The organism is Aquaspirillum sp. LM1, from assembly GCF_002002905.1.
Taxonomy (GTDB): Bacteria; Pseudomonadota; Gammaproteobacteria; order Burkholderiales; family Aquaspirillaceae; genus Rivihabitans.
Map to the genome: position 1 here is coordinate 2,892,596 of NZ_CP019509.1, position 22,904 is coordinate 2,915,499.

23 protein-coding genes and 1 pseudogene are annotated in these 22,904 nt (G+C 61.3%); 15 read left to right on the plus strand and 9 right to left on the minus strand.

Features of this window, described 5'->3' with window-relative positions:
* The first annotated feature begins 49 nt into the window (after positions 1-49).
* The 6 genes and pseudogenes from BXU06_RS12375 to BXU06_RS18655 all read left to right on the plus strand — a co-directional run bounded on the left by BXU06_RS12375 (position 50) and on the right by BXU06_RS18655 (position 5,146).
* Positions 50-850 (plus strand): IclR family transcriptional regulator, encoded by an 801-nt coding sequence (locus tag BXU06_RS12375; RefSeq protein WP_077300047.1) that lies wholly within the window; start codon positions 50-52, stop codon positions 848-850.
* 384 nt (positions 851-1,234) lie between these two features.
* Positions 1,235-2,113, plus strand: a complete 879-nt coding sequence (locus tag BXU06_RS12380) for a branched-chain amino acid ABC transporter permease (RefSeq protein ID WP_216352470.1) — start codon at positions 1,235-1,237, stop codon at positions 2,111-2,113.
* A 2-nt stretch (positions 2,114-2,115) separates the two neighbouring features.
* Positions 2,116-3,063 (plus strand): branched-chain amino acid ABC transporter permease, encoded by a 948-nt coding sequence (locus BXU06_RS12385; RefSeq protein ID WP_077300050.1) that lies wholly within the window; start codon positions 2,116-2,118, stop codon positions 3,061-3,063.
* Position 3,064: 1 nt separating this feature from the next.
* Positions 3,065-3,826 (plus strand): ABC transporter ATP-binding protein, encoded by a 762-nt coding sequence (locus BXU06_RS12390; RefSeq protein ID WP_077300053.1) that lies wholly within the window; start codon positions 3,065-3,067, stop codon positions 3,824-3,826.
* A gap of 15 nt (positions 3,827-3,841) precedes the next feature.
* Positions 3,842-4,240 (plus strand): annotated as a pseudogene (locus BXU06_RS18650) (hemerythrin domain-containing protein); the annotation flags it as partial.
* 222 nt (positions 4,241-4,462) lie between these two features.
* Positions 4,463-5,146, plus strand: a complete 684-nt coding sequence (locus BXU06_RS18655; protein WP_374754332.1) for an ABC transporter ATP-binding protein — start codon at positions 4,463-4,465, stop codon at positions 5,144-5,146.
* A gap of 492 nt (positions 5,147-5,638) precedes the next feature.
* On the opposite strand, the gene ubiB is transcribed toward BXU06_RS18655, so the two are convergent.
* The 5 genes from ubiB to queA form a co-directional block, all read right to left on the minus strand.
* Complete coding sequence (gene ubiB, locus BXU06_RS12400; protein WP_077300059.1) at positions 5,639-7,153, minus strand: ubiquinone biosynthesis regulatory protein kinase UbiB; 1,515 nt, start codon at positions 7,151-7,153, stop codon at positions 5,639-5,641.
* Between the two features lie 45 nt (positions 7,154-7,198).
* Complete coding sequence (locus BXU06_RS12405; protein WP_077300062.1) at positions 7,199-7,798, minus strand: SCP2 domain-containing protein; 600 nt, start codon at positions 7,796-7,798, stop codon at positions 7,199-7,201.
* 193 nt (positions 7,799-7,991) lie between these two features.
* Complete coding sequence (ubiE, locus tag BXU06_RS12410; protein ID WP_077300065.1) at positions 7,992-8,726, minus strand: bifunctional demethylmenaquinone methyltransferase/2-methoxy-6-polyprenyl-1,4-benzoquinol methylase UbiE; 735 nt, start codon at positions 8,724-8,726, stop codon at positions 7,992-7,994.
* 71 nt (positions 8,727-8,797) lie between these two features.
* Complete coding sequence (locus BXU06_RS12415; RefSeq protein WP_077300068.1) at positions 8,798-9,181, minus strand: gamma-butyrobetaine hydroxylase-like domain-containing protein; 384 nt, start codon at positions 9,179-9,181, stop codon at positions 8,798-8,800.
* Between the two features lie 38 nt (positions 9,182-9,219).
* Positions 9,220-10,248, minus strand: a complete 1,029-nt coding sequence (queA, locus tag BXU06_RS12420; protein ID WP_077300071.1) for a tRNA preQ1(34) S-adenosylmethionine ribosyltransferase-isomerase QueA — start codon at positions 10,246-10,248, stop codon at positions 9,220-9,222.
* Positions 10,249-10,398: 150 nt separating this feature from the next.
* On the opposite strand from queA, the gene aroQ reads away from it, so the two are divergent.
* The 5 genes from aroQ (at position 10,399) to BXU06_RS12445 (ending at position 15,356) form a co-directional block, all read left to right on the plus strand.
* The gene (aroQ, locus tag BXU06_RS12425) at positions 10,399-10,875 is read left to right on the plus strand and encodes a type II 3-dehydroquinate dehydratase (protein WP_077302868.1); all 477 of its coding nucleotides are present in this window, start codon (positions 10,399-10,401) and stop codon (positions 10,873-10,875) included.
* 50 nt (positions 10,876-10,925) lie between these two features.
* A complete protein-coding gene (gene accB / locus BXU06_RS12430; RefSeq protein ID WP_077300074.1) occupies positions 10,926-11,378 on the plus strand; it encodes an acetyl-CoA carboxylase biotin carboxyl carrier protein in 453 nt (150 codons plus the stop codon).
* A gap of 194 nt (positions 11,379-11,572) precedes the next feature.
* Positions 11,573-12,931, plus strand: coding sequence for an acetyl-CoA carboxylase biotin carboxylase subunit (gene accC / locus BXU06_RS12435; RefSeq protein ID WP_077300077.1), 1,359 nt, complete (start codon positions 11,573-11,575; stop codon positions 12,929-12,931).
* Entirely contained in the window at positions 12,928-13,815 is an 888-nt protein-coding gene (gene prmA / locus BXU06_RS12440) for a 50S ribosomal protein L11 methyltransferase (protein WP_077300080.1), read from the plus strand. The genes accC and prmA overlap by 4 nt, the downstream gene beginning before the upstream one ends.
* A 128-nt stretch (positions 13,816-13,943) precedes the next feature.
* Complete coding sequence (locus BXU06_RS12445; protein WP_077300083.1) at positions 13,944-15,356, plus strand: DUF3426 domain-containing protein; 1,413 nt, start codon at positions 13,944-13,946, stop codon at positions 15,354-15,356.
* 88 nt (positions 15,357-15,444) lie between these two features.
* Here the strand turns inward: BXU06_RS12445 and BXU06_RS12450 are convergent, their stop codons facing one another.
* The 3 genes from BXU06_RS12450 to BXU06_RS12460 form a co-directional block, all read right to left on the minus strand.
* Positions 15,445-16,449, minus strand: a complete 1,005-nt coding sequence (locus BXU06_RS12450; RefSeq protein ID WP_077300086.1) for an isocitrate/isopropylmalate dehydrogenase family protein — start codon at positions 16,447-16,449, stop codon at positions 15,445-15,447.
* A 66-nt stretch (positions 16,450-16,515) separates the two neighbouring features.
* A complete protein-coding gene (locus BXU06_RS12455; RefSeq protein WP_077300089.1) occupies positions 16,516-17,547 on the minus strand; it encodes a glycosyltransferase family 1 protein in 1,032 nt (343 codons plus the stop codon).
* A complete protein-coding gene (locus BXU06_RS12460) occupies positions 17,535-18,380 on the minus strand; it encodes a UDP-2,3-diacylglucosamine diphosphatase (RefSeq protein ID WP_253189461.1) in 846 nt (281 codons plus the stop codon). The genes BXU06_RS12455 and BXU06_RS12460 overlap by 13 nt, the downstream gene beginning before the upstream one ends.
* A 190-nt stretch (positions 18,381-18,570) precedes the next feature.
* On the opposite strand from BXU06_RS12460, the gene BXU06_RS12465 reads away from it, so the two are divergent.
* Entirely contained in the window at positions 18,571-18,768 is a 198-nt protein-coding gene (locus tag BXU06_RS12465) for a hypothetical protein (RefSeq protein ID WP_077300095.1), read from the plus strand.
* 67 nt (positions 18,769-18,835) lie between these two features.
* Here BXU06_RS12465 and BXU06_RS12470 read toward each other — a convergent pair whose 3' ends face one another.
* Entirely contained in the window at positions 18,836-19,099 is a 264-nt protein-coding gene (locus BXU06_RS12470) for a hypothetical protein (RefSeq protein WP_077300098.1), read from the minus strand.
* A 644-nt stretch (positions 19,100-19,743) separates the two neighbouring features.
* On the opposite strand from BXU06_RS12470, the gene BXU06_RS12475 reads away from it, so the two are divergent.
* The 3 genes from BXU06_RS12475 (at position 19,744) to BXU06_RS12485 (ending at position 22,828) form a co-directional block, all read left to right on the plus strand.
* Positions 19,744-21,054, plus strand: coding sequence for a DNA cytosine methyltransferase (locus tag BXU06_RS12475; RefSeq protein WP_077300101.1), 1,311 nt, complete (start codon positions 19,744-19,746; stop codon positions 21,052-21,054).
* 67 nt (positions 21,055-21,121) lie between these two features.
* On the plus strand, positions 21,122-22,165 hold the full coding sequence (locus tag BXU06_RS12480) for a hypothetical protein (RefSeq protein WP_077300104.1): 1,044 nt from the start codon (positions 21,122-21,124) through the stop codon (positions 22,163-22,165).
* Positions 22,166-22,570: 405 nt separating this feature from the next.
* Entirely contained in the window at positions 22,571-22,828 is a 258-nt protein-coding gene (locus BXU06_RS12485; RefSeq protein ID WP_077300107.1) for a PepSY domain-containing protein, read from the plus strand.
* Positions 22,829-22,904: the final 76 nt, after the last annotated feature.

The window sequence follows — 22,904 nt, forward strand, 5'->3', positions numbered from 1 at the left end:
TTAAGAAATCAATTTCTTATATCAGAACTATAACGCAAGGAATTCTGTCATGCATGAAGATCTGGAAGGCAAACACGGCGTGCAGTCGCTGGAAGTGGGCATGAGCCTGCTCAAGGCGATGGTGGGCGGGCAGCGGGCGATGATGCTCAAGGACATCGCCGCCGCCGCCGACATGCCGGCGTCCAAGGCACACCGCTATCTGGTCAGCCTGATTCGCAGCGGGCTGGTGGAGCAGGACCCGCTGTCCTCGCGCTACACCCTGGGGCCGTTTGCGCTGAACCTGGGCCTGGTGGCGCTGGACCGGCTGGACCGGGTGCGGCTGGGGCTGACCAGCATTACCGAGCTGCGCGACGCCATCAACGAAACCACGGCGCTGGCGGTGTGGGGCGGCCATGGGCCGGTGATTGTGCGCTGGGAGCGCCCACGCCGGCCCATTACCGTGAATGTGCTGACCGGCACCACGCTGGGCCTGCTGTCATCGGCGGCAGGCCGGGTATTTGCCGCCTGGCTGCCGGCCAGCCAGATTGATCCGCTGCTGCAGCAAGAGCTGGACAACGGCAAGGCCCCTGCCGGGGTCAGTACGCTGGCCGACGCCCACGCGCTGCTGGCCGAGGTGCGCGCCAGCGGCATGGCGGCGATTTCCGGCAGCAGCTATATGGTGCGCGGGGTAGAGGCGCTGGCCGCGCCAGTGTTCAATTTCAAGAATGAAATCTCGCTCACCCTGGTGGTAGTCGGCGTGGAAGGCAGCATGGATCTGTCGCCAGACAGCGCGCTGGTGGGCCAGCTGCGCCAGGCGGCCCAGGCCTTGTCGATGCGCATGGGTGCCACGCTGTTGTCCCTGCCGCAATAAGTCTTTCGCGGTTTTCGCCGCATCCCCGCCACGCCTGCCACACCCGGCATGCCGGGTGTGGCGCGTCTGTTCTGCTCAAGCTGGCAAACAAGATACAACAAAACACAAAATTTACCAATAATTTGTGTCATTTTGCCTGCCGGCCATTCATGGCAAAAAGCTGTTTTCAAAGTCAATTTCTGCTGTATCCCAATATTGCTCTGCACAAAAAGCGATACATAAAATTTCGTTGACAGAATTTATTGTGTCATTTCTAATGTACGTAACACATTACACAATACAGAATATCGGGCGGCCCACGCTGACCCGACCCCGTGTTCATCATCCACCAGAGGAGGCCAGGATGACTCACTTTCACACCATGCCCACACCGGCAGGGAGGGCATGATGCTGGCGCAGCTGCTGCAATTCCTGTTTTCCGGCCTGACGGTGGGGGCCACCTACGCGCTGGCGGCGCTGGGGTTCACCCTGATTTACAACGCCAGCCATGTGATCAACTTTGCCCAGGGTGAATTCATCATGCTGGGTGGCATGCTGGCGGTGATGTTTGTCCAGCTGGGCCTGCCTTTGCCGCTGGCCTTGCTGCTGGCCATCGTGCTGCCGGCGCTGGTGGGCATTCTGGTGGAAAAGCTCGCCATCGAGCCGGTGAAGGGTGCCGAAACCGTGTCGCTGATCATCATCACCATTGGTGCATCGCTGGTGATTCGTGGCCTGGTGCAGGTGTGGCTGGGCAAGGGCGCGCACAGCCTGCCGGCGTTTTCTGGTGACACGCCTATTGTGCTGCTGGGGGCCACGCTGATGCCGCAAAGCCTGTGGGTGCTTGGGGTCACCGCCGTGGTGGTGGCGCTGCTGTGGTATTTCTTCAAGTTCACCCTGCTGGGCAAGGCCATGCTGGCCACCTCGTACAACAGTCTGGCTGCCGAGCTGGTGGGGATTCACACCGGCAAGGTGCTGTTCATCAGCTTTGCCCTGTCGGCAGCGCTGGGTGCGCTGGGCGGGGTGCTGGTCACCCCCATCACCCTAACTTCTTACGACGTGGGCATCATGCTCGGCCTGAAAGGCTTTGTCGCCGCCGTGGTGGGCGGGCTGGGCAATGGCCTGGGGGCGGTGCTGGGCGGCTTGCTGGTGGGGCTGCTGGAAGCCTTGGGCGCGGGCTATGTGTCATCAGCCTACAAGGACGCCATCCCGTTTGGCCTGATTCTGTTCATCCTGTTTTTCATGCCTCAGGGGCTGTTTGGCGCCCGAACCACGGAGCGGGTGTAACCATGCAAGCACGTACTCAAGCTTCCCGCTCCCATCTGGGCCTGATTCTGCTGATTGCCGGCCTGGCCGTCTTGCCCTGGCTGCTGCCCAACAGCTTTTACCTTGATCTGGTCATCCGCATGGCGATCAACGCCATTATCGTGCTCGGGCTTAACCTGTTGATTGGCTTTGCCGGGCAAATCAGCCTGGGCCATGCCGGTTTTCTGGGCATTGGCGCGTATGCCTCGGCGGTGCTGCCCAGCCACTTTGGCTGGCATCCGTTGCTGGCCATGCTGGCTGGCATGCTGATCACCGGCGCGCTGGCCGGGCTGGTGGCGCGGCCGATTTTCCGGCTGAAGGGCCATTACCTGGCGATGGCCACCCTCGGGCTGGGCATCATCATCAATATTGCCGTGCGCAACGAAGCACAGTGGACTGGCGGCCCGGATGGCATGCCGGTGCCGGTGTTCGAGCTGTTTGGCTTTGCTCTGTCGGGTGACCGCAGCTGGTACTGGGTGGTGGCGGTGTTGCTGGTGGCCAGTGTGTGGATGTCACAAAACCTGATGGACTCCCCTTTTGGCCGCGCCCTGCGCGCGCTGCATGGCTCGGAAGTGGCGTCGCGCGGGGTGGGGGTGGACGTGGTGCGCTACAAGGTGGCCATTTTTGTCCTGTCAGCGATGTTTGCCAGCCTGATGGGCAGCATCACCGCGCATTACGTCGGCTTTGTCACCCCCAATCTGGCTGATTTTTTCCATTCGATCGAGCTGGTCACCATGGTGGTGATTGGCGGCATGGCGTCGGTGTATGGCTCGCTGATCGGTGCCATGCTGCTGACCGCGCTGCCCCAGCTGCTGGCCACGTTTGAAGGCTGGGAAACCGTGGCGTTTGGCAGCATCCTGATGTTGTGCATGATTTTCATGCCCAAAGGGCTGGTGCCCACGCTGGCCGCCAAATTTGGCAAGGGGGGATGAGATGGCTTTACTTGATGTCAGCCACCTGTCGATTCAATTTGGCGGGGTCAAGGCGGTGCAGGATGTCAGTTTCAGTATTGACGCCGGGATTGTCTACGCGGTGATTGGCCCAAACGGGGCCGGCAAGACCACGCTGTTCAATCTGATTACCGGGATCTACACCCCCACCCAGGGTGAAATTCGCCTGAATGGCGAGCCGATTCATGGCCTGGCCCCCGACACCCTGGCCCGGCGCGGCATGGCGCGCACCTTCCAGAACCTGCAGATCTGCATGAATATGCTCGCCATCGAAAACGTGATGGTCGGTGCCCACCTGCAGCTTGACCGCAATCTGTTCAAGGCCGCCGTGCGCTGGCCGGCGCTGGCCCGGCGCGACCATCAGCTGCGTGAACAGGCGGCGGAGTGGATGCGCTTTGTCGGTCTGGACGCCTATCTGGATGCCCGCGCCGACAGCATGCCCTACGGCGCGCTCAAGCGCCTGGAAATTGCCCGGGCACTGGCCATGCAGCCCAAGCTGATTTTTCTGGATGAACCCGCCGCCGGGCTGAACCCGAAAGAAACCCAGGAGGTGGATGCGCTGGTGCGCAAGGTGGCCGACGCCGGGGTGACCGTGGTGCTGGTGGAGCACGACATGAAGATGGTGATGAATCTGTCCGACCGGATTCTGGTGCTCGACTACGGCAAAAAACTGGCCGAAGGCGATCGTGACGCCATCCGCAGCAACCCGGAGGTGATTGCCGCCTACCTGGGTGCCCACGCCTGACGCAGAGGACTGTTCATGCACGCATTGCACATTATTCAGGACGAACACCGCAATCTGTGGCGCATCGCCCTGACCCTGGAGCAGGTGATTGACGACCTGCACGGCTCGCCGCGCAGCGAGCTGGCGTTTTTTTACGCGGTGTTTGATTACTTCGACCAGTTTGTCGATCAGGCTCATCACGCCAAGGAAGACCGCCATCTGTTCTGTCGGTTGCGCCAGCGCACCGAGCTGGCCAACGCCGCGCTCGACCAACTGGAAAGCGAGCACCGCCACGCCCCGGCGCGGCTGGCCAATCTGCGCCAGCTGCTGGCCGACTGCCTGCATGGCCAGGCCAGCCTGGACACGCTGACCACCGCGCTGCGCCAGTACACCAACGACCTGAAGGCGCATATCCGTACCGAAGAACAGCAGGTGTTTCCGCTAGCCAGCCAGTGGCTGACCGAACAGGACTGGGACGAGATTAACCAGGCCTTTCGCAGTCACCAGGATCCGCTGTTTGGCGATGAAGCCCGCGCCGAGTTTCGCGAGCTGTTCCACCGCGTGGCCAGCCTGGCCCCGGTGTCGGTGGGTCTGGGCGCGCACAGCGGCGGCGAACTGGCCGCCCCGGCGCAGGACTGGCTGCTGCAGGTAGAACAGATGGAAAGCGCCTATGGCCGGATTCAGGCGCTGAAAGGCATTTCGCTGAGCGTCCGTCGCGGCGAGACGGTTGCGCTGGTGGGGGCCAATGGCGCGGGCAAAACCACCTTCTTGCGCACCTTGTCCGGTGTGCATCCGCTACAAGGCGGCAAGATTGTGTTTGATGGCGAGGACATCTCGCGCCTGCGCGCCGACATGCGCATGCGTCGGGGCATCTGCCAAAGCCCGGAGGGGCGTCAGGTGTTTGGTCCGCTGAGCATCGAAGACAATCTGCGTCTGGGCGGCTACACCCAGCCCAAGCCGCAGGTGGCCAGCGACCTGGAGCGGATTTACAGCATGTTTCCCATCCTCAAGGAAAAACGTGCCCTGCCCGCCGGCACCTTGTCTGGCGGCCAGCAACAAATGCTGGCGATTGGCCGCGCGCTGATGGGCCGGCCCAAGCTGCTGTTGCTGGATGAGCCATCCATGGGTCTGGCGCCGCTGCTGGTGGAGGAGGTGTTCAACGTGGTGAAAAGCCTGAAAGCCCAGGGCATGACGCTGATTCTGGCCGAACAGAATGCGTTTTCGGCACTGGCGCTGGCAGATCGTGGCTATGTACTGGAAACCGGGCATATCACCCTGACCGGTAGCGGGCGTGAGCTGATTGAAAACGAACAGGTGCGTGCGGCGTATCTGGGGATGTAGGCGGTGCGTCGCCCGGTTGGGCCGACGCATCCGGCAGCAGTCAAGCCAGACTAGTCGTCAGTCACGTTGAAACAAAGGGTTCATGTGAGCCAGTTTATGCCGGGCATCTTGGTTTAATTTCTGTTAAAACATAGCCTTAATTTGCCACAGCAAACTGTCTTCCGCACCCCACCGCGTCATTCCCGCACAGGCGGGAATCCAGGCGTGTCCACAGCGTACAGCGGGGTGAGCGCTCATCAGCGCTACCTGCGCCATGCCCACCGCGCACGCTGTGGCGCGGTCTGGGTTCCCGCCTTCGCGGGAACGACACCTGAGGTGACACTCATGCCGAAAGCGCTCTAATCGCCTGTCAGTCGATTCAGATCATGGTGACTGGCTACTAGGGATACGCTGAAAAAATCGTCATTCCCGCGAAGGCGGGAATCCAGGTTATTGATTTTGCTAGGTTTTGATTTTGGCAAACACGATTTTTCTGAATAAATCAGCGCATCCCTAGCGCCACCACAGCAGCGCCAGGCCTCCGCCCAGCAGCAGCACCAGCACCGCCAGCAAGGCGTTCTGGCGTTTTTGTTCGCGCAGCAGGGTGATATAGCCCTGAATCAGCACGTCGCGGGTGTCGCTGGACAAGGCTTCGTTCAGCTTGCGCGGAATGGCCGGCAGCAGGCTGGCCCATTGCGGTGCTTCGTCGCGCAGGTTGCGCAGCAGGCCGCGCCAGCCAATCTGCTCGTTCATCCACTTCACCAGAAACGGCTTGGCGGTTTGCCACAGGTCGAGGTCGGGGTCGAGCTGGCGGCCCAGGCCTTCGATGTTCAGCAGGGTTTTTTGCAGCAGCACCAGCTGCGGCTGGATTTCCACATTGAAGCGCCGGCTGGTTTCAAACAGCCGCAGCAGCACATAGCCAAACGAGATTTCCGACAAGGGCCGGTCGAAAATCGGCTCGCACACCGTGCGTACCGCAGCCTCCAGCGCTTCCACCCGGGTGTCTTTCGGCACCCAGCCAGATTCGATATGGGCAATTGCCACCCGCTTGTAGTCGCGGTTGAAAAACGCCAGAAAATTCACTGCCAGATAATGCTTGTCGTAGTCGGTCAGGCTACCGACGATGCCAAAGTCCAGCGCGATATAGCGCCCGTCCGCCGCCACCAGAATATTGCCCGGATGCATGTCGGCATGAAAAAACCCATGGCGAAACACCTGGGTAAAGAAAATTTCCACACCAAAGCGGCTAAGCTGTTTCAGATCCACGCCAGCCTCGCGCAGCCGGTCGATCTGCCCCACCGGAATGCCGTCCATCCACGCCAGGGTGAGCACGTCGCGGGTGGTGGTGTCCCAGAACACTTCCGGCACAATCAGCATGTCCGAGTCGGTAAAGTTGCGGCGCAGCTGCGAGGCATTGCCGGCTTCGTGCATCAGGTCGAGCTCATCGTGCAGATAGGTGTCGAACTCGGCCACCACTTCACGCGGGCGCAGGCGCTTGCCGTCCACCAGCAGGCGCTCGACCCAGCCGGCCAGGGTACGCAGCAGCGCCAGATCCTGCTCGATCACCGGCAGGATGCCGGGGCGTAACACCTTGACCGCCACCTGGCGGCCATCGTGGCGACGCGCCTTGTGTACCTGCGCCACCGAGGCGCTGGCAATCGGCGTTTCATCAAACTCGGCAAACGCCTCATGCACCGAGCGGCCCAGGCTGGCCTCAATGACCGCGCGCGCCTGCGCACCGGGAAACGGTGCCACCCGGTCCTGCAACAGCGCCAGCTCGTCGGCGTATTCCGGCGGCAGCAGGTCGCGGCGGGTGGACAGCACCTGGCCAAACTTGACGAAAATCGGCCCCAGGCTTTCCAGCGCCAGCCGCACCCGACGTGGCAGCGGTTCGGACACATCGCGCGGCAAGGGCAGCAGGCGCAACAGCAGATGAATCACCCGCAGGCGGGAATGGTTGACGAAAAACTCGTCCAGTCCATAACGGTGCAGGGTACGAAAAATGGTGCTGAAACGGGACAGTCGCATGGTGTGGGGCTCTCGCCGGCCAATGGCCGGCGGAAAAAGGCAGGGTCAGTCGGGGTGTGCCGGCGCAGGCAGGCGCGGGGCCAGTGCGGCTTCCAGCCGGGCCAGACGCTTGTCGGCCCGCGCCACATCGTCGCGCAAGTGGTCTACCTGGCTGTGCCAGGCGTCCACCTGGGCATGCTTGCACAGCAACGGGGTTTCTTCTTTCAGGTGCTCGGCGTAGGCGCTGGCCAGCCGCCAGGCCACTTCGCCCTTGATGCCCAGCGCGCCGCGCACCCAGCGTTCGGCCCGATAGGCCGCCACATCGCCCACCAGCCGCGACAGGTCTTCCACCGCGTCCCAGCGCAGGTCGGCCAGAATGCGCGCCAGCGCCAGGCCCAACTCGTCATCACCGCTGAGCCGCACATCGCCGGCCCCTGGCGTGCCGCCGGTGGCGCGCTTGATCAGCGCCGACGACGACAACTGCACGGTGGCTTCCGGTTCGCCGTCGGTTTGCCCGGCGTAACCATCGCCCAGAATCACTGCGGTGACCCGCAGCGGTGGCAGCTCGACACGGATGCGCCGGCCAGCATGCTCGGCCAGACGCAGGCGGAGGGCTTCCTGCTGGGCCAGCAGGTGGTTGAGTACGGCAAGTTGCGGGCGGTTCATGCGGATTTTCCTCGTGACAACACCATTGGCCCGGCATGGCTGCCATGCCGGCGGACACAGCAGACAATTTTTTCCGTGCAGCCTAGCGCGGTGCCCAATTAGGCCGTATTACGGCCCTGGCCAAGCCCGCCGCAGACAAGTACAGGCGAGTACGGCGGACACCATCAGGCCAGACGTGTTGGGTGAACAGCGCTTAAAACTTCCAGCCCTTGTGCAACGCCACCACCCCCGCGCTGAGGTTATGGTAGTCCACCTTGCCAAAACCCACCTCCAGCATCAGCTGTTTCAGGGTTTCCTGGTCCGGGTGCATGCGGATGGATTCGGCCAGATAGCGGTAGCTGTCGGCGTCGTCGGCCACCAGCTTGCCCATCAGCGGCAAGGCCTTGAACGAGTACAGATCATACGCCGGCTTGAGCGGGCCCCACACCTGGGAAAACTCCAGCACCAGCAGTTTGCCGCCCGGCTTGAGCACGCGCAGCATTTCTGCCAGCGCCAGGTCTTTGTGGGTCATGTTGCGCAGGCCAAACGCCACCGACACCAGATCAAAGTAATTGTCCGGAAACGGCAACTTCTCGGCGTCGGCCAGTGCCACCGGCAGCAGCACGCCTTCGTCGGCCAGACGGTCGCGGCCCACGGTCAGCATCGAGCTATTGATGTCGGTCAGCCACACTTCACCACTGCGCCCCACCCGCTTGGCCCAGCCACGCGCCAGGTCGCCGGTGCCACCGGCGATGTCCAGCACTTTCTGGCCGGCGCGCACGCCGGCGGTGTCCAGGGTGAAACGCTTCCACAGCCGGTGCATGCCAGCAGACATGAAATCGTTCATCACGTCGTATTTATTGGCCACCGAGTGAAACACCTCGGCCACCTTGCCGGCTTTTTGTGCGGCGTCAACGGTTTTGAAACCAAAATGGGTGTGTTGTTCCATGCCTGTGTATCCGGTTGTGGCCAGAGAGCTGGCCGGAAATCATCAATAAGGGTGCGCGCGGCACCACGCCATCAGCTGGCTACGGGGTCGCGGCTGGCACCGGCGGCGGCCAGCCGGGCCAGATAGTCCGCCCAGCGCTGGTCGTGCTCCTGACCCAGCTGGTACAGATAATCCCAACTGTACAGCCCGGAATCGTGACCATCGGAAAACACCAGCTTGACCGCATAGTGCCCCACCGGTTCGATGCTGACGATGTTCACCGCGCGCTTGCCGGTTTGCAGCACTTCCTGCCCCGGTCCATGACCGCGCACCGACGCCGACGGCGAGCACACCCGCAGGTACTCGCATGGCAGGGAAAACTGCGCGCCATCGTCAAATTGCAGTTCCAGCACACGCGACTGCTGATGCAGGCGAATTTCACTCGGAATCGGGGTATTGGCGTTCAGGCCGCTCATGGTGTGTTCTCCTGCCGGACAGGCCGGGCGGAATGGGGTCAGGCGCTGGCTGCCTTTTCCAGCAGCATGGCGTCTCCGTAACTGAAAAAGCGGTATTGCCCGGCAATGGCATGCTGGTAGGCGGCGCGAATCGGCTGCAGGCCGGCAAATGCCGACACCAGCATCATCAGGGTGGATTTGGGCAGGTGAAAATTGGTCAGCAGCCGGTCCACCACGCGGAAACGATAACCGGGGGTGATGAAGATGTCGGTTTCCCCCTGGCCAGCCAGCAGGCTGCCGCTGCGCGCGGCGGATTCCAGCGCGCGCAGGCTGGTGGTGCCCACTGCCGTCACCTGCCGGCCCTGGGCATGGGCACGGGCAATGGCGGCCACGGTGTCGTCGGGCACATGGTAAATCTCGCTGTGCATGCGGTGCTCGGCGATATTGTCCACCCGCACCGGCTGAAAGGTGCCCGCCCCCACATGCAGGGTGACAAACGCCAGTTCCACGCCATGGCCGCGCAGCGCATCGAGCTGGGCGTCGGTAAAGTGCAGGCCAGCAGTGGGGGCCGCCACTGCGCCCTGATGGCGGGCATACACGGTCTGATAGCGTTCGTCGTCCGGCGCATCCGGGGTGCGGGTGATATACGGCGGCAGCGGTAGCTTGCCGGAGGCGTCGAGAATATCCAGCACCGGCGTGTCGCCGCTAAAGCGCAGACGGAACAGTTCATTCTGCCGTTCGACCATCTCAGCTTCCCAGCGGCCTTCCAGCAGCAGCCGGCTGCCCGGCTTGGGCGACTTGCTGGCGCGCACATGGGCCAGCACCTGCTGGCTGTCCAGCACCCGCTCCACCAGCACTTCCACCTGGCCACCGCTGAGTTTCTGACCAAACAGGCGGGCCTTAAGCACGCGAGTGTCGTTGAATACCAGCACATCGCCAGCACGCAGATAGTGAATCAGCTGGCTGAAGTGGTCATCGTGACAGTTCAGGCCATCCACATGCAGCAGGCGGCTGTTGCCGCGCACTTCGGGCGGAAACTGGGCGATCAACGCCTCGGGCAGTTCAAAATCAAAATCGGACAGTTGCATGAAAAAGACAGTCGGGCACAATGCCGGCCAGTATACCAGTTCGGCGCAAAGGCGCGGGGCCGGCAACCGGCAAACCCCATGCAAACAAATGTTTGAATCCCGGGAAAAGCTGGACTTTCTGCGGCCAATTGCGGCAAACTCGCGGCCATGATGACAAATTCTGTACAGAACGTCGCCCCGGCGCCTGGTGTTCTGGCGCTGCATGGCCCGAACCTGAATATGCTTGGCATGCGCGAGCCGCATCTCTACGGGGCCGATACGCTGGCCGATATCAATGCCCGTCTGGCGGCGCAAGCCCAGGCAGCAGGATTTGGCTTTGACAGCCTGCAAAGCAACGCCGAATACGTGCTGATCGAACGCATTCACGCGGCCTATACCGACGGCACGGCGTTTATTGTCATCAACCCGGCCGCATTCACCCACACCAGCGTTGCCCTGCGCGACGCCCTGGCAGCCGTCAAGATTCCGTTTATTGAAGTACACCTGTCCAATGTGCATGCGCGGGAAGCATTTCGCCACCATTCCTATTTCTCCGATCTCGCCGTTGGCGTGATCTGCGGTCTGGGTGCCAAAGGGTATGAATATGCTCTGGCACATGCACTGAATCATCTCCACGCCCGAGCCTGAGCCGCTGCCCCCAGGCAGCCGGCCCGACTCGTCGTCAAAGAAGGAACCCCATGGATCTTCGCAAGCTGAAAAAACTGATCGACCTGGTAGAAGAATCCGGCATTGCCGAGCTGGAAGTGACCGAAGGCGAAGAAAAAGTCCGCATCACCCGGGTACAAGCCGGGATGACGATGGGCTACCCCGGCCCGATGACCAATGTGGTCATGCCGGGTGCCGCGCCTGCCGCCGCGCCAGTGGCCGCCGCTGTCGAGCCGGCCAAGCCGAGCACGCAAAACGCGGTCAAGTCGCCGATGGTAGGCACCTTCTACCGTTCGGCCACGCCGGGCGGCAAGGCATTTGCCGAAGTGGGCCAGAAAGTGAATGTGGGCGACACCCTGTGCATCATTGAAGCCATGAAGCTGATGAATGAAATCGAATCCGACCGCGCTGGCGTGATCAAGGCCATTCTGGTTGAAAACGGCGAGCCGGTGGAGTTTGGCGAACCGCTGTTTGTCATCGAATAATTCCGTCGGGCATGCCGGCGGCCACGGCGCTGCCGTGCCATCGCCCATGCCTGCCGGAACCGGGCCCGACCGGAGACCATGCCGCCCATGATCTGTGCGGCATGCCCGGACGCCGTGGCGGTTGGGGTTTCTCGCCAGCCGCCCCACTGCTGGCACACCCCCTAGACTGTGCCGGACGCTGTTCAGGAATTCCCATGTTCGAAAAAATCCTTATCGCCAACCGTGGCGAAATCGCCCTGCGCATCCAGCGCGCCTGCCGTGAAATGGGCATCAAGACCGTGGTGGTGCATTCCGAGGCCGACCGCGAAGCCAAATACGTCAAGCTGGCCGACGAATCCGTCTGCATCGGACCGGCCTCGTCCTCGCTGAGCTACCTGAATGTGCCGGCGCTGATTTCTGCCGCCGAAGTGACCGACGCCCAGGCCATTCACCCTGGCTATGGCTTTTTGTCGGAAAACGCCGACTTTGCCGAGCGGGTCGAGCAATCCGGCTTTGTGTTCATCGGTCCGCGCCCGGACACCATTCGCCTGATGGGCGACAAGGTCAGCGCCAAAAACGCCATGATCGCCTCCGGCGTGCCCTGCGTGCCCGGCTCGGAAGGCGCGCTGCCAGATGACCCGGCGTATATCGCCAAAGCCGCCAAAAAAATCGGCTATCCGGTGATCATCAAGGCCGCCGGCGGTGGCGGCGGGCGCGGCATGCGCGTGGTGCACACCGAAGGCGCGCTGCTGAATGCCGTGCAGATGACCCGCACCGAAGCCGGCGCGGCGTTTGGCAACCCCACCGTGTACATGGAGAAATTCCTCGAACAGCCGCGCCATATCGAAATCCAGATTCTGGCCGACGAATACGGCAACGCCATTTATCTGGGCGAGCGCGACTGCTCGATGCAGCGCCGTCACCAGAAAATCATCGAAGAAGCCCCGGCACCCGGCATTACCGACAAACAGCGCAAGCAAATTGGTGAAGCCTGCGCCGCCGCCTGCCGCAAGATTGGCTACCGGGGTGCCGGCACCTTTGAATTCCTGTTTGAGAACAACGAATTCTACTTTATTGAAATGAACACCCGCGTACAGGTGGAGCATCCGGTCACCGAGCTGATTACCGGCATCGACATCGTGCAGGAACAAATCCGCGTGGCCGCCGGCGAAAAACTGCGCTACACGCAAAAACAGGTACACATCAAGGGCCACGCCATGGAATGCCGGATCAACGCCGAAGATCCGTTCACCTTTGTGCCCAGCCCGGGCCGGATTGAAGGCTACCACCCGGCGGGCGGCCCTGGCATCCGCATCGACTCGCACATTTACCACGGCTATACCGTGCCGCCGTACTACGATTCGATGATTGCCAAGCTGATTTCCTATGGCGACACCCGCGAGCAGGCCATGGCGCGCATGCGCGTGGCGCTGTCGGAAATGGCGATTGGCGGCATCAAGACCAATATCCCGCTGCACCAGGAATTGCTGGTGGATGCGGCGTTCAAACGGGGCGGCACCTCAATCCATTATCTGGAAGAGCGCCTGGCCCAACTGAAAAAGTCCGAAGTATGAGCTGGCTGCAAGTCACCCTCGACACCGATTCCGCCGTGGCGGAAAAACTCGCCGATGCGCTGATGGAGCTGGGCGCGCTGTCCGCCGCAATTGAAGACGCCGCTGCCGGCACCGATGCCGAAGAACCGATTTTTGGCGAACCCGGCGAACCGGTGGACCGCATGTGGCGTACCAGCCGCATTCTGGCGCTGTTCAACCCGGAACAGGACATCGCCCTGCTGATTGCCGCCGCCGCCGGCGAGTGCGGGCTGAGCACGCCCAGCTGGCAGGTGGAAGAAGTGGCCGAGCAGGACTGGGTACGCGCCACCCAGGCCCAGTTCGACCCGATCCGCATTTCTGACCGGCTGTGGATCACCCCCACCTGGCACGACGCGCCCAACCCGGACGCGATCAACCTGCAGCTTGATCCTGGCCTGGCGTTTGGCACCGGCAGCCATCCCACCACCCGGCTGTGCTTGCAATGGCTGGACCGCGAACTGAGCCCCGGTGCATCAGTGCTGGACTACGGCTGCGGCTCGGGCATTCTGGCCATTGCCGCGCTCAAGCTGGGCGCAGGCCGGGCGCTGGGCGTGGACATCGACCCACAGGCAGTACAGGCCAGCCGCGACAATGCCGTGCAAAACAGCGTGGAAGCCGATTTTTACCTGCCTGGCCAGTTGCCCGACGTGGAAACCGACGTAGTCGTGGCCAATATCCTGGCCAATCCGCTGCGCTTGCTGGGCGCCTTGCTCACCCGCCATGTGCGCGTGGGTGGGCACATTGTGCTGTCGGGCATCCTGGCCGAACAGGCTGACGAAATCCAGGCCATCTACCAGCAATGGTTTGACATGGACGCACCGGTGTTTGACGACGGCTGGACCTGCCTGTCCGGACGCAAACGCTGATTTCCCCCGCCGGCCTTGCCCCCGCCATCCCTGGCGGGGCGGGCAGGCGGCTGTCATTGCCCACGCGGCATTCAGGCATTTCTGCTATGCTCTTGCCACTGCAAAACGCTTAAGAGTTGTCTCCCGCCATGTACATCACGCAATGCCCGCACTGCCAGACCCGCTTCAAGGTCCAGCCGGGTCAGCTTGACGTCTGCGACGGCCAGGTCCGCTGTGGTCGCTGTTCCACCGTGTTTGATGCCCGCGCATCGCTGGAGCCGGTGGATAACGCCCCGGCTGTCGCACCGTCCGCGCCAGCCCCGACGCCCGCCAGTTCCCAACCCAGCAGCCCCAGCCAGTTGGCGGCGGAAGACGCCTTGCCGGCAGAAGCCGGCCATCTGGTGCGAGCCCTGGCCAATGCCCCGCAAAACGGCCAGTGGAGCAGCCCGGCCCCGCAGGACGAAGCCACCGCCATTCCGCTGCCAGCGGATCGCGACCTCGACCGCATCAGCAAAAACATCGACCTGGAACTCCCTGATTTTGCCGCGCCAGCGCCCCGCAAGCCCGCAGGCCGCCAGGAGCCGGTGCTGCGCCCCGATCCGCTGCCACGCCACGCCACGCCGCCCGCCAGCAGCAAACCGGCGGCACCAGCCCCGGCCCCCAGCCCGGCCCCCGCACCAGCCAAGCAGCCAGAAGTCATCCCGGATGAACAGGACGACGACGCCTTCCTGAAAAAGCTGCAGGCAGCCCGTCAGCACCTGAACGCCGCGCCGGCCAGCGAAGCCAAGGCCGAACCGGCCCCCAGTGGAGGCCGGGTAGAACCCAGTTTCAAAACCGAAGTCTTGCCCGATGACGACGACGATGACGATGGTGCCATCTATCAGGGCCGGCCACAGGCGGCGGATCCCAAGGTGGAGCCGGCACCGTTTATCGCCCACAGCGCCGAGGTACTGAAAAACACCCCGGCAGACAAGCCGGGCAAAAAGTTCAGCCTGCCCAGCTTCAGCTTGCCCAAGTTCAGTCTGCCAAAGATCAACTTCCCGGCATTCAACTTCCCGGCAGCAGCACCCAAGGCCGGCGGTGGACGGCTGCTGTGGCTGTGGACCGCCGCCTCGGTAGTGGCCGCGCTGGCCTTTATCGTGCAGGTGGTGTACGTGTACCGCACGCCGATTGCCGCCGAACTGCCGGGCTCGCGCGGGGTGCTGGAATCGCTGTGCAAGGGCTTTGGCTGCTCGGTACCGTTGCCGCGCCGCAGTGAGCTGCTGCGCACCGAATACTCGGAACTGGCCGCCGTGCCCGACCAGCCCAATCTGATTCGGGTGTCCGCCACTGTGCGCAATCAGGCGGCTTATCCGCAAGCCTACCCGCATCTGGAGCTGACGCTGAAAGACGCCGAAGACCATGTGCTGTCGCGCAAGGTGTTCGACCCCAAGGCCTATCTGAACAAAAACGACTTTGCTCTGGGCCAGTTCAATGGCAACAGTGAAGTGAAGGTGAACATGCAGCTGGACATTGGCATGCTGCGTGCCAGCGGCTACAGCCTGATGTGGTTCTATCCATAACCCAGCCGCCAAGCCCGATTGACAGCAAAACAGCAAAAAAGCCGCCAGACCCTGTTATGTCTGGCGGCTTTTTTGTCTGCCCGGCACGCTAACCAAGCCGGGCCAGCACTGCCTCGGCAAATGCCTGCGTGCCCACCCCGGCGGTGCCCAGCACATCCGGCGTGGCAATGCCGGCTGCCAGCGTGGCGCTAACGGCGTGTTCCAGCCGAGCGGCTTCGGTCGGGCGCTGCCAGGTGTAGCGCAATAGCAAGGCCACGCTGAGCAGTGCCGCCACCGGATTGGCAATGCCCTGGCCGGCAATATCGGGTGCCGAGCCATGCACGGGCTCGGCAATCGCCACGCCGTGCTCGCCCAAGTTCAGCGATGCCGCCAGCCCCAGCCCGCCGCCATGCGCCGCCGCCAGGTCAGACAGGATATCGCCATACAGATTGGGTGCCACCAAGGCCTGAAACTGCTGCGGCGCGCGCACCAGCTGATAGGCGGCAGTGTCCACCAGCAGCTCGTTGAGCACAATCTCCGGATATTCCGCCGCCACCTCACGACAGCAGTCGCGAAACAGCCCGTCGGTCAGCGGCATGATATTGGCCTTGTGTACCACCGTCAGCCGGGTCAGGCCCTGGGCGCGCATCACCTCGCAGGCGGCGCGAGCCACCCGGCGCGAAGCGCCTGCGGTAATCCGCTTGATGGCGGTGGCGGTGTCGCCGTCGCGCTGTTCCTCGCCGATGTACAGGTCTTCGGTGTTTTCCCGCACAATCAGCAGACGGACATCGTCGCGGGCAGTGGGAATCGGCAGCGGCGACACCGGGCGCAGATTGGCGTAGGCGTTCAGCGCCCGGCGCAGCGCCACAATTGGCGAACGGTAGCCTTCCACCTTGCGCGCGGGCGAGCTGACCGCGCCAAACAGCACCGCCCCGCACGCCTGCGCCTGCGCCAGGCTGGCTGCCGGCAAGGCCTGGCCGGTGCGGACAAAGCAATCCCAGCCCGCGTCGGCGGTGTGCACTTCCAGCTCCGGCAGCAACCGCTGCAAGGCGGCCACCGCCACCGGTGCCACTTCCTGACCAATCCCGTCGCCGGGCATCACACATAATTTCATTGGCAGCATCATCCACAAGATTGCACGGCCAATCAGTGTACGCCTGCGGCCAGGCCGGGGAAACGCTTACGCCGCGCTCAGTTGCCCCAGCGCCTGACTGGCATTCGGGCACAGATGCGCTTCAAACTGGCGGGTGGCCGCCGCCCAGCTGAAGCCCTCGGCGTACTGGCGCACCTTCTGGCGGTCCAGGCTCATGGCGTCCAGACACGCCTGACGCAAGTCCTCGCTGAGCACACCCGCGCCGCTGCTGGCCACCACATCCAGCGGCCCGGCCACCGGAAACGCTGCCACCGGCGTGCCGCAGGCCATGGCTTCCAGCAGCACCAGACCAAAGGTATCGGTCAGGCTGGGAAACACAAACACATCGGCTGCCCGGTAAAACCGCGCCAGTTCGGCTTGCGGATACACCCCGGCAAACCACACATTCGGGTAGCGGCGCTTGAGCGACTCCATCAGCGGGCCGTCGCCCACCACCCATTTGCTGCCGGGCAAGTCCAGCTGCAAAAACGCCTCGATGTTTTTTTCCACCGCCACCCGGCCAATGTAAACAAAGCGCGGCGGGATGGAATCGTCCAGCCGGTCGCGCTCGCCGGGGCAGAACAGGTCGGTATCCACCCCCCGGCTCCACACCACCACATTATTGAAGCCCCAGCCTTCCAGCGCCGTCTTGATTGATGGCGTGGGTGCCATCACTGCCGCGCTGGGGCCATGAAACCAGCGCATGAACGCATAGCTGGCCGACAGCGGCAGGCGCACGCGGGCGTGGATGTATTCAGGAAAGCGGGTGTGGTACGCCGTGGTGAAGCGCAGGCCATGCTGCATGCACCAGCGCCGCGCCGCCAGACCCAGCGGGCCTTCGGTGGCAATGTGAATGGCGTCGGGGGCAAACGCTTTCAGCATCGCTGCCACCTTGGCATAAGGCCGCCACGACAGGCGGATGTCCGGGTAGGTGGGGCAGGGAAAGGTGCGAAAGTCCAGCGGGGTGATCATGGACACGTTGTGGCCCAGTTCGCCCAGCTCGCGGCAGGTTTCGGTCAGGGTGCGAACCACGCCGTTGACTTGCGGACGCCAGGCGTCGGTGACAATCATGATGCGCATGAAGAAGCTTCCTCGGGGTCGGGATCGGGCTGGGCCGGTTCCGGCTTGCCCAGAATGCGCGGCCAGTGGACGATGTCCAGCTGACCATCCAGGGTTTCGACCAGGGCGGTCAGGCTTTCCACCCAGTCACCATCGTTGCAGTACAGCACGCCGTCGATCTGGCGGATCTCGGCCTTGTGAATATGCCCGCACACCACGCCGTCAAACCCGCGCCGCCGCGCCTCGTCGGCCAGCACCCGCTCAAAGTCGCTGATGAAGTTCACCGCGTTTTTCACCTTGTGCTTGAGGTACTGCGACAGCGACCAGTACGGCAGGCCAAAATGCCCGCGCAGACGGTTGAACCAGCGGTTCAGGTGCAGGATGCCGGTGTACAGGCTGTCGCCCAGATAGGCCAACCACTTGGCGTATTGGATCACCCCGTCAAATTCATCGCCGTGCAGCACCAGCAAGCGGCGGCCATCCACCAGGGTGTGCACTGCCTCCTGACGAATGGCAATCCCGCCAAAGTCCAGCCCGGCAAACTGCCGGCCTGCTTCATCGTGGTTGCCAGGGATGAACACCACCTGGGTGCCCTTGCGCACCTTGCGCAGGATTTTTTGCACCACATCGTTGTGCGCCTGCTTCCAGTACCAGGATTTTTTCAGCTGCCAGCCATCGACGATATCCCCAACCAGATAGAGGATGTCGCTGTCGGTGTGGCGCAAGAAATCCAGCAAATACTCGGCCTGGCAGCCTGCAGTGCCCAGGTGGATGTCAGACAGCCAGATGGCCCGGTAATGGCGGGCAATCGGCAGCGACAAGCTGAAAGAGGGGAGGTCGGTTTCAGGTTTCACGCTGCACATGCTGCCGGTGTGGCATTGCAGGGCGGGGTCAACCGGGTGACGGCGGCAAGAAGGTTTTTTGAAGGGAAGGTGAAGCGGCAGCGCGGCAAGCGCGGGCACAACAAGAATGCGCTAGAATAGAAAAAAACACACTGAATACAAGCGATTGTTTGCACAGCCACGACATTAGCATTGAACGCACATGAAAAAACCATCGCCCTACCACGCCATCGGCCTGCCTCGGCCCCCAACGGAACGATATGTCTCTCACGAACAGGCCGCCGTTGAGATTATCGAGGCAGGCAAGCGCCACGCCGCCACCCCGCAAACTGCACGCGCCTTCTTGCAACGGGTCGGCATTCTGGACGCTGACGGCCAACTCTCGCCCCACTACCGCTGATGTACAGCCGTCCGCCGGCCTTTGTGCAGTATCCCGGTCCAGTTTTTTCGACCCCCCCGATAGGGAATCAAGCGCTCAAGCCTGCACGGGCGCAGATTTGAGCCGGTATTGTCTTGCAAACTCTGCTGAGCTCATGTTGCCCAGGGCCGAGCTTAAAGCGTTTCTGGTTGTAAAATGTCAGCAGGTTTTTTGCCCCCAGCAGCATGTGTTTGCTATCCGTGGTGTGAGCAAATTTGCGCGTCCAGCAGGTTTTTAGGTCAACCGCTTTCAACAGCTTACGCACTTTGTCGCGCCCAAGCCGCACGCCGCATTCGGCCAGCGCGCAGTGCATTTTGCTGCTGCCATTGAGCCTTGGAGGTGAGCCTTACAGTTGGCTGATGATGGGCTGCATCATCGATAAGTGCGGGCGAACAAGGAGGAGGGGGTTTTTAGGATTTCGTTGTCCTTTTTGGCAATGCGCAGTTCAGCTTCAAGTTGGCGGATGCGTTGCCGGTCTAAGATCAGTGGCAGGCCGATGCCCGGCTGGCCGTTGAATTCGGCTTTGTACTCGGCGACCCAACGGTAGACACCGGTTTCGCCAAGGTTCAGTTCATGGCAGAGCTGGGTGATGCAGTGCTGTTACTGAACGATTTTTTTGGCGACTTCGAGTTTGAACTCGGGGGTAAAGTGGAGACGGGTTTGTGGCATATTCGATGTCCTTTGGGTGGTGGGATTGTTCCACCCATCGGCTTGTTCTAAAAAATTAGACTATGCACGTTATGGTCGAAGAAGCTCTTGATTAGGTGCTAAAATACCAGCCCAGTCAACGTGCTGCGCACAACGAAACAACTCGTAGTACGCGCAGCAAAAGATTCCAAAAGAGCCGTTGCAGTGTCTGTAAGTATGCTCCGTTGCCAACACATCAACCACAAGTTACAAGAGGAGCGGACCCCTCCCCCTGAAGTGCTTAATTAGGGGAGCACGTTACATAACAGAATGAGCAGAGACGATATTGTTGTATCTCTTTTTGCTGGGGCGGGCGGGTTCTCAACCGGATTTTCCCAAGCCGGGTTAACTCCGCTTTTCGGGGCTGAAATTAACTCTGACGCCTGCCAAACTTACCAGCTAAATGTAGGCAGCCCCTGCCATCAGCTCGATTTGAGCACGACCGAGCCTGCTCAGCTCGCACAGCTTACCGGTGGTCGCAAGCCATTTGTTGTTATCGGTGGTCCGCCGTGTCAAGGGTTTAGCACTGCAGGCCCCCGAAACTCTGCCGATCCCCGCAATCAGCTCATCTTCAATTACCTCAACATCGTTGAGAAGCTCTCACCTCGCTGGTTCATCTTCGAGAATGTCGAGGGACTTTTGACTTCTGGTGGCGGTAAGGACCTTGCACGCTTGGTCCGTGAGTTTATCAACATGGGGTACTCGATCCGGCTACAGAAGGTGAACCTCGCCTCGTATGGCGTACCTCAGACGCGCAAGCGAGTACTAATAGTCGGCAACCGGCTTGGCATCGACTTCCAATTTCCCGAGGAACTGTTTTCATTTGACAGCGGGAAGGCCAAGAAATCTTCTGACAAGCCCTTGGCACCTAGTCTCGCCGAAGCAATCGCAGGTCTTGGTCATGCAGCAACTACAAAGGGGGTACTAGTTCCGTACTCCAGCCCTTATCCAGTCAACGCATTCGAAGCTCGCATGAGGGAGGGCAACGTCGCAGGTACCGTGACTCACCACATCCGAGTGGAGCCCGCCGAACGAATGCAGGTGGAACTGCTTATGCCTGGTCAGACGATGAAAGACCTTCCACCCGAGCTTTGGCATGATAGCTACAAGCGGCGTGCAAACCGGAGGGTTTCGGACGGGACTCCGACCGAGAAACGAGGCGGAGCACCATCAGGCATCAAGCGCATGCATGGCAACTTGCAGAGCCTCACAATTACGGGAGCCGCCGCGAGGGAGTTTATCCACCCCACAGAACACCGTCCGCTCACCATTCGAGAGTGCGCTCGCATTCAAACCTTTCCTGACAAGTACCAGTGGGTCGGCAACAGCTCTAGCGTTATTCAACAAATTGGAAATGCAGTCCCACCACTCGCTGCAGAGCGGCTTGCCAAGCACTTGCAAGAGATTGACGGGTCTTTTGGCGCAGATATGCAGCCAGCGGGCGTGAAAACAGCAAAGCTTCTAGGGTTTGTCCTTACCGAAGCAGCGGGTATGAGCCCTGCTCTCAAGTCAACAGAAGCACTACTCAGAGAATTGCATCAAGGGGGATTTGTTTTTGATGATCACACGGCAACGGCTTAGTGCGGAAAGATCGCAGCAGCTAACTAAACTGCTCACTATCACGAAAACCGCAAACATGAGAGCTCTCATGGATGCCAGCGAGCTGGCAAAGGTAATTGCGCTTGTGGCCGTCGACATTGGCAAGGGCGACGAAATGGAGCGAGCCTTTCCAGTGCTTTGGCCGAAACTGGCTCCGCCGCAGGAATACTACAGCACAGCGGTCGATTGGTTCACTGCCCCTGACGCAACGATTACATCCTTCGACATAGTCGACATGCTCGATGCAGGTACGTCACTGGATCAGGACTTCATGACGTACCTAAAGTGCCTAACCGAACTGCACAAGCGGCGACGCAAATATGGGCTGATTCTTCAGAGGCAACCCCTGCCGACGATGGTGCAGATTTCGCCCAGGGCACTCATGGAATACGGCCCAGACTTTCCACCAGAAGCGCTTGCTTCGTGGCTAACTTGGCGCAAATTCTTCTACGACCTTGACAACCGGTCCGCACAGGAAACCGGCTACCTCTTCGAGCCCATCCTTGCCGCTGCCATCGGCGGCGAACCGAAGTCAGCACGCGAGCGCGTTGTCCGACGCACCGATGACTCGACGAAGGGTCGGCAGGTTGACTGCTGGAAAGTACTGCCAGATGGGACTCCGCTTGCATACGAACTGAAGCTACGCGTGACTATCGCAGCCAGCGGTCAAGGGAGGTTCGGTGAGGAGCTTTCCTTCGCCCGTGACTGCAGAAGCTCAGGAGCAAAGCCGATTCTTGTCGTACTAGACCCGACAGAAAACGACAAGCTGACTGGACTCCAAGCCGCGTACCGCGATGCGGGCGGCGCTGCTTATGTGGGTGATGCGGCTTGGGGTCACCTTGAGGACGAAGCAGGAGCAACAATGGCGTCGTTTATTGAGCGCTACGTCCGCGTGCCCGTGGCTTCTGTGTCAAGCTTTGAAAATGCTATCGAAGCTGATTCAGCTAACCGTAGTCGTATCCTACAGGACCTGCGGGCGAAGCTCGAGGGTAACGAGCTGACCATCTCGCTGGGTGAACATCAGCGTCGTATCGAGCGTCACGAGGACCAGAGCATGGCAGCCGACGAGGACGATGGTAGCGAGCCGCTCTAGTTGCTAAGAATCATGTACTGGTCAAGTTTTTTCGAACATCCCGATAGGGCGTCAACCGCTCAAGCCTGCACGGGCACAGGGCTGAGCTAGGGATACGCTGAAAAAATCGTCATTCCCGCGAAGGTGGGAGTCCAGAGCTTTGATTTTGCTGGGTTTTGCTTTTGGCAAAAACGGTTTTTCTGAATAAATCAGCGTGTCCCTAGCATTGTCTTTCAAACTCTGCCGGGCTCATATTACCCAGCGCCGAGTTCAAGCGTTTCTGGTTGTAAAACAATGGTGCCGCCACGCCAACAAGGCTTATTTGAACGTGGTTCAGTCAATCTAAGTTCTGCTTAAGCCTGCCCCTGCATACTGTCTCCCATGCCGTGACTGACACGGTCTTGTCACTGACTTCAGGAGATTTCCATGCAACGCATCGCACTCGCCGCCGTACTGTCCATCGCCTCCCTGTCTGCCTTTGCAGGCCAATCCTGCACCGACGCACCGAAGAACACCTGGATGACCAAGGAACAAATCACCACCCAGGTCAAGGGCATGGGCTACACCATCAAAAAGCTGGATGTGGAAGACAATTGCTACGAAGTGAAAGGCCTGGACAAGGATGGCAAGAAAGTCGAAGCCTACTTCAACCCGGTAGACGGCAAGCTGGTGAAAACCAAGTAATTCGCCTCACGCGCACGCTCAAGCCGTGTGTCCCTGGGGGGTCATGCACTTGAGTGATTCAGGCGGATGGTCAGCA

Bases quoted from the DNA above. Each gene is read 5' to 3' on its own strand.
- BXU06_RS12455 (WP_077300089.1), bottom strand. From the start codon at position 17,547: ATGCGCATCATGATTGTCACCGACGCCTGGCGTCCGCAAGTCAACGGC.
- queA (WP_077300071.1), bottom strand. From the start codon at position 10,248: ATGCAACTGTCCGATTTTGATTTTGAACTGCCCGAGGCGTTGATCGCC.
- BXU06_RS12415 (WP_077300068.1), bottom strand. From the start codon at position 9,181: ATGAGCGGCCTGAACGCCAATACCCCGATTCCGAGTGAAATTCGCCTG.
- BXU06_RS12405 (WP_077300062.1), bottom strand. From the start codon at position 7,798: ATGAACCGCCCGCAACTTGCCGTACTCAACCACCTGCTGGCCCAGCAG.
- BXU06_RS18655 (WP_374754332.1), top strand. From the start codon at position 4,463: ATGGAAAGCGCCTATGGCCGGATTCAGGCGCTGAAAGGCATTTCGCTG.
- BXU06_RS12475 (WP_077300101.1), top strand. From the start codon at position 19,744: ATGAGCAGAGACGATATTGTTGTATCTCTTTTTGCTGGGGCGGGCGGG.
- accC (WP_077300077.1), top strand. From the start codon at position 11,573: ATGTTCGAAAAAATCCTTATCGCCAACCGTGGCGAAATCGCCCTGCGC.
- BXU06_RS12390 (WP_077300053.1), top strand. From the start codon at position 3,065: ATGGCTTTACTTGATGTCAGCCACCTGTCGATTCAATTTGGCGGGGTC.
- BXU06_RS12375 (WP_077300047.1), top strand. From the start codon at position 50: ATGCATGAAGATCTGGAAGGCAAACACGGCGTGCAGTCGCTGGAAGTG.
- aroQ (WP_077302868.1), top strand. From the start codon at position 10,399: ATGACAAATTCTGTACAGAACGTCGCCCCGGCGCCTGGTGTTCTGGCG.
- accB (WP_077300074.1), top strand. From the start codon at position 10,926: ATGGATCTTCGCAAGCTGAAAAAACTGATCGACCTGGTAGAAGAATCC.
- BXU06_RS12480 (WP_077300104.1), top strand. From the start codon at position 21,122: ATGGATGCCAGCGAGCTGGCAAAGGTAATTGCGCTTGTGGCCGTCGAC.
- BXU06_RS12450 (WP_077300086.1), bottom strand. From the start codon at position 16,449: ATGAAATTATGTGTGATGCCCGGCGACGGGATTGGTCAGGAAGTGGCA.
- BXU06_RS12470 (WP_077300098.1), bottom strand. From the start codon at position 19,099: ATGCACTGCGCGCTGGCCGAATGCGGCGTGCGGCTTGGGCGCGACAAA.
- BXU06_RS12445 (WP_077300083.1), top strand. From the start codon at position 13,944: ATGTACATCACGCAATGCCCGCACTGCCAGACCCGCTTCAAGGTCCAG.
- BXU06_RS12385 (WP_077300050.1), top strand. From the start codon at position 2,116: ATGCAAGCACGTACTCAAGCTTCCCGCTCCCATCTGGGCCTGATTCTG.
- BXU06_RS12485 (WP_077300107.1), top strand. From the start codon at position 22,571: ATGCAACGCATCGCACTCGCCGCCGTACTGTCCATCGCCTCCCTGTCT.
- ubiB (WP_077300059.1), bottom strand. From the start codon at position 7,153: ATGCGACTGTCCCGTTTCAGCACCATTTTTCGTACCCTGCACCGTTAT.
- BXU06_RS12465 (WP_077300095.1), top strand. From the start codon at position 18,571: ATGAAAAAACCATCGCCCTACCACGCCATCGGCCTGCCTCGGCCCCCA.
- ubiE (WP_077300065.1), bottom strand. From the start codon at position 8,726: ATGGAACAACACACCCATTTTGGTTTCAAAACCGTTGACGCCGCACAA.
- prmA (WP_077300080.1), top strand. From the start codon at position 12,928: ATGAGCTGGCTGCAAGTCACCCTCGACACCGATTCCGCCGTGGCGGAA.
- BXU06_RS12380 (WP_216352470.1), top strand. From the start codon at position 1,235: ATGATGCTGGCGCAGCTGCTGCAATTCCTGTTTTCCGGCCTGACGGTG.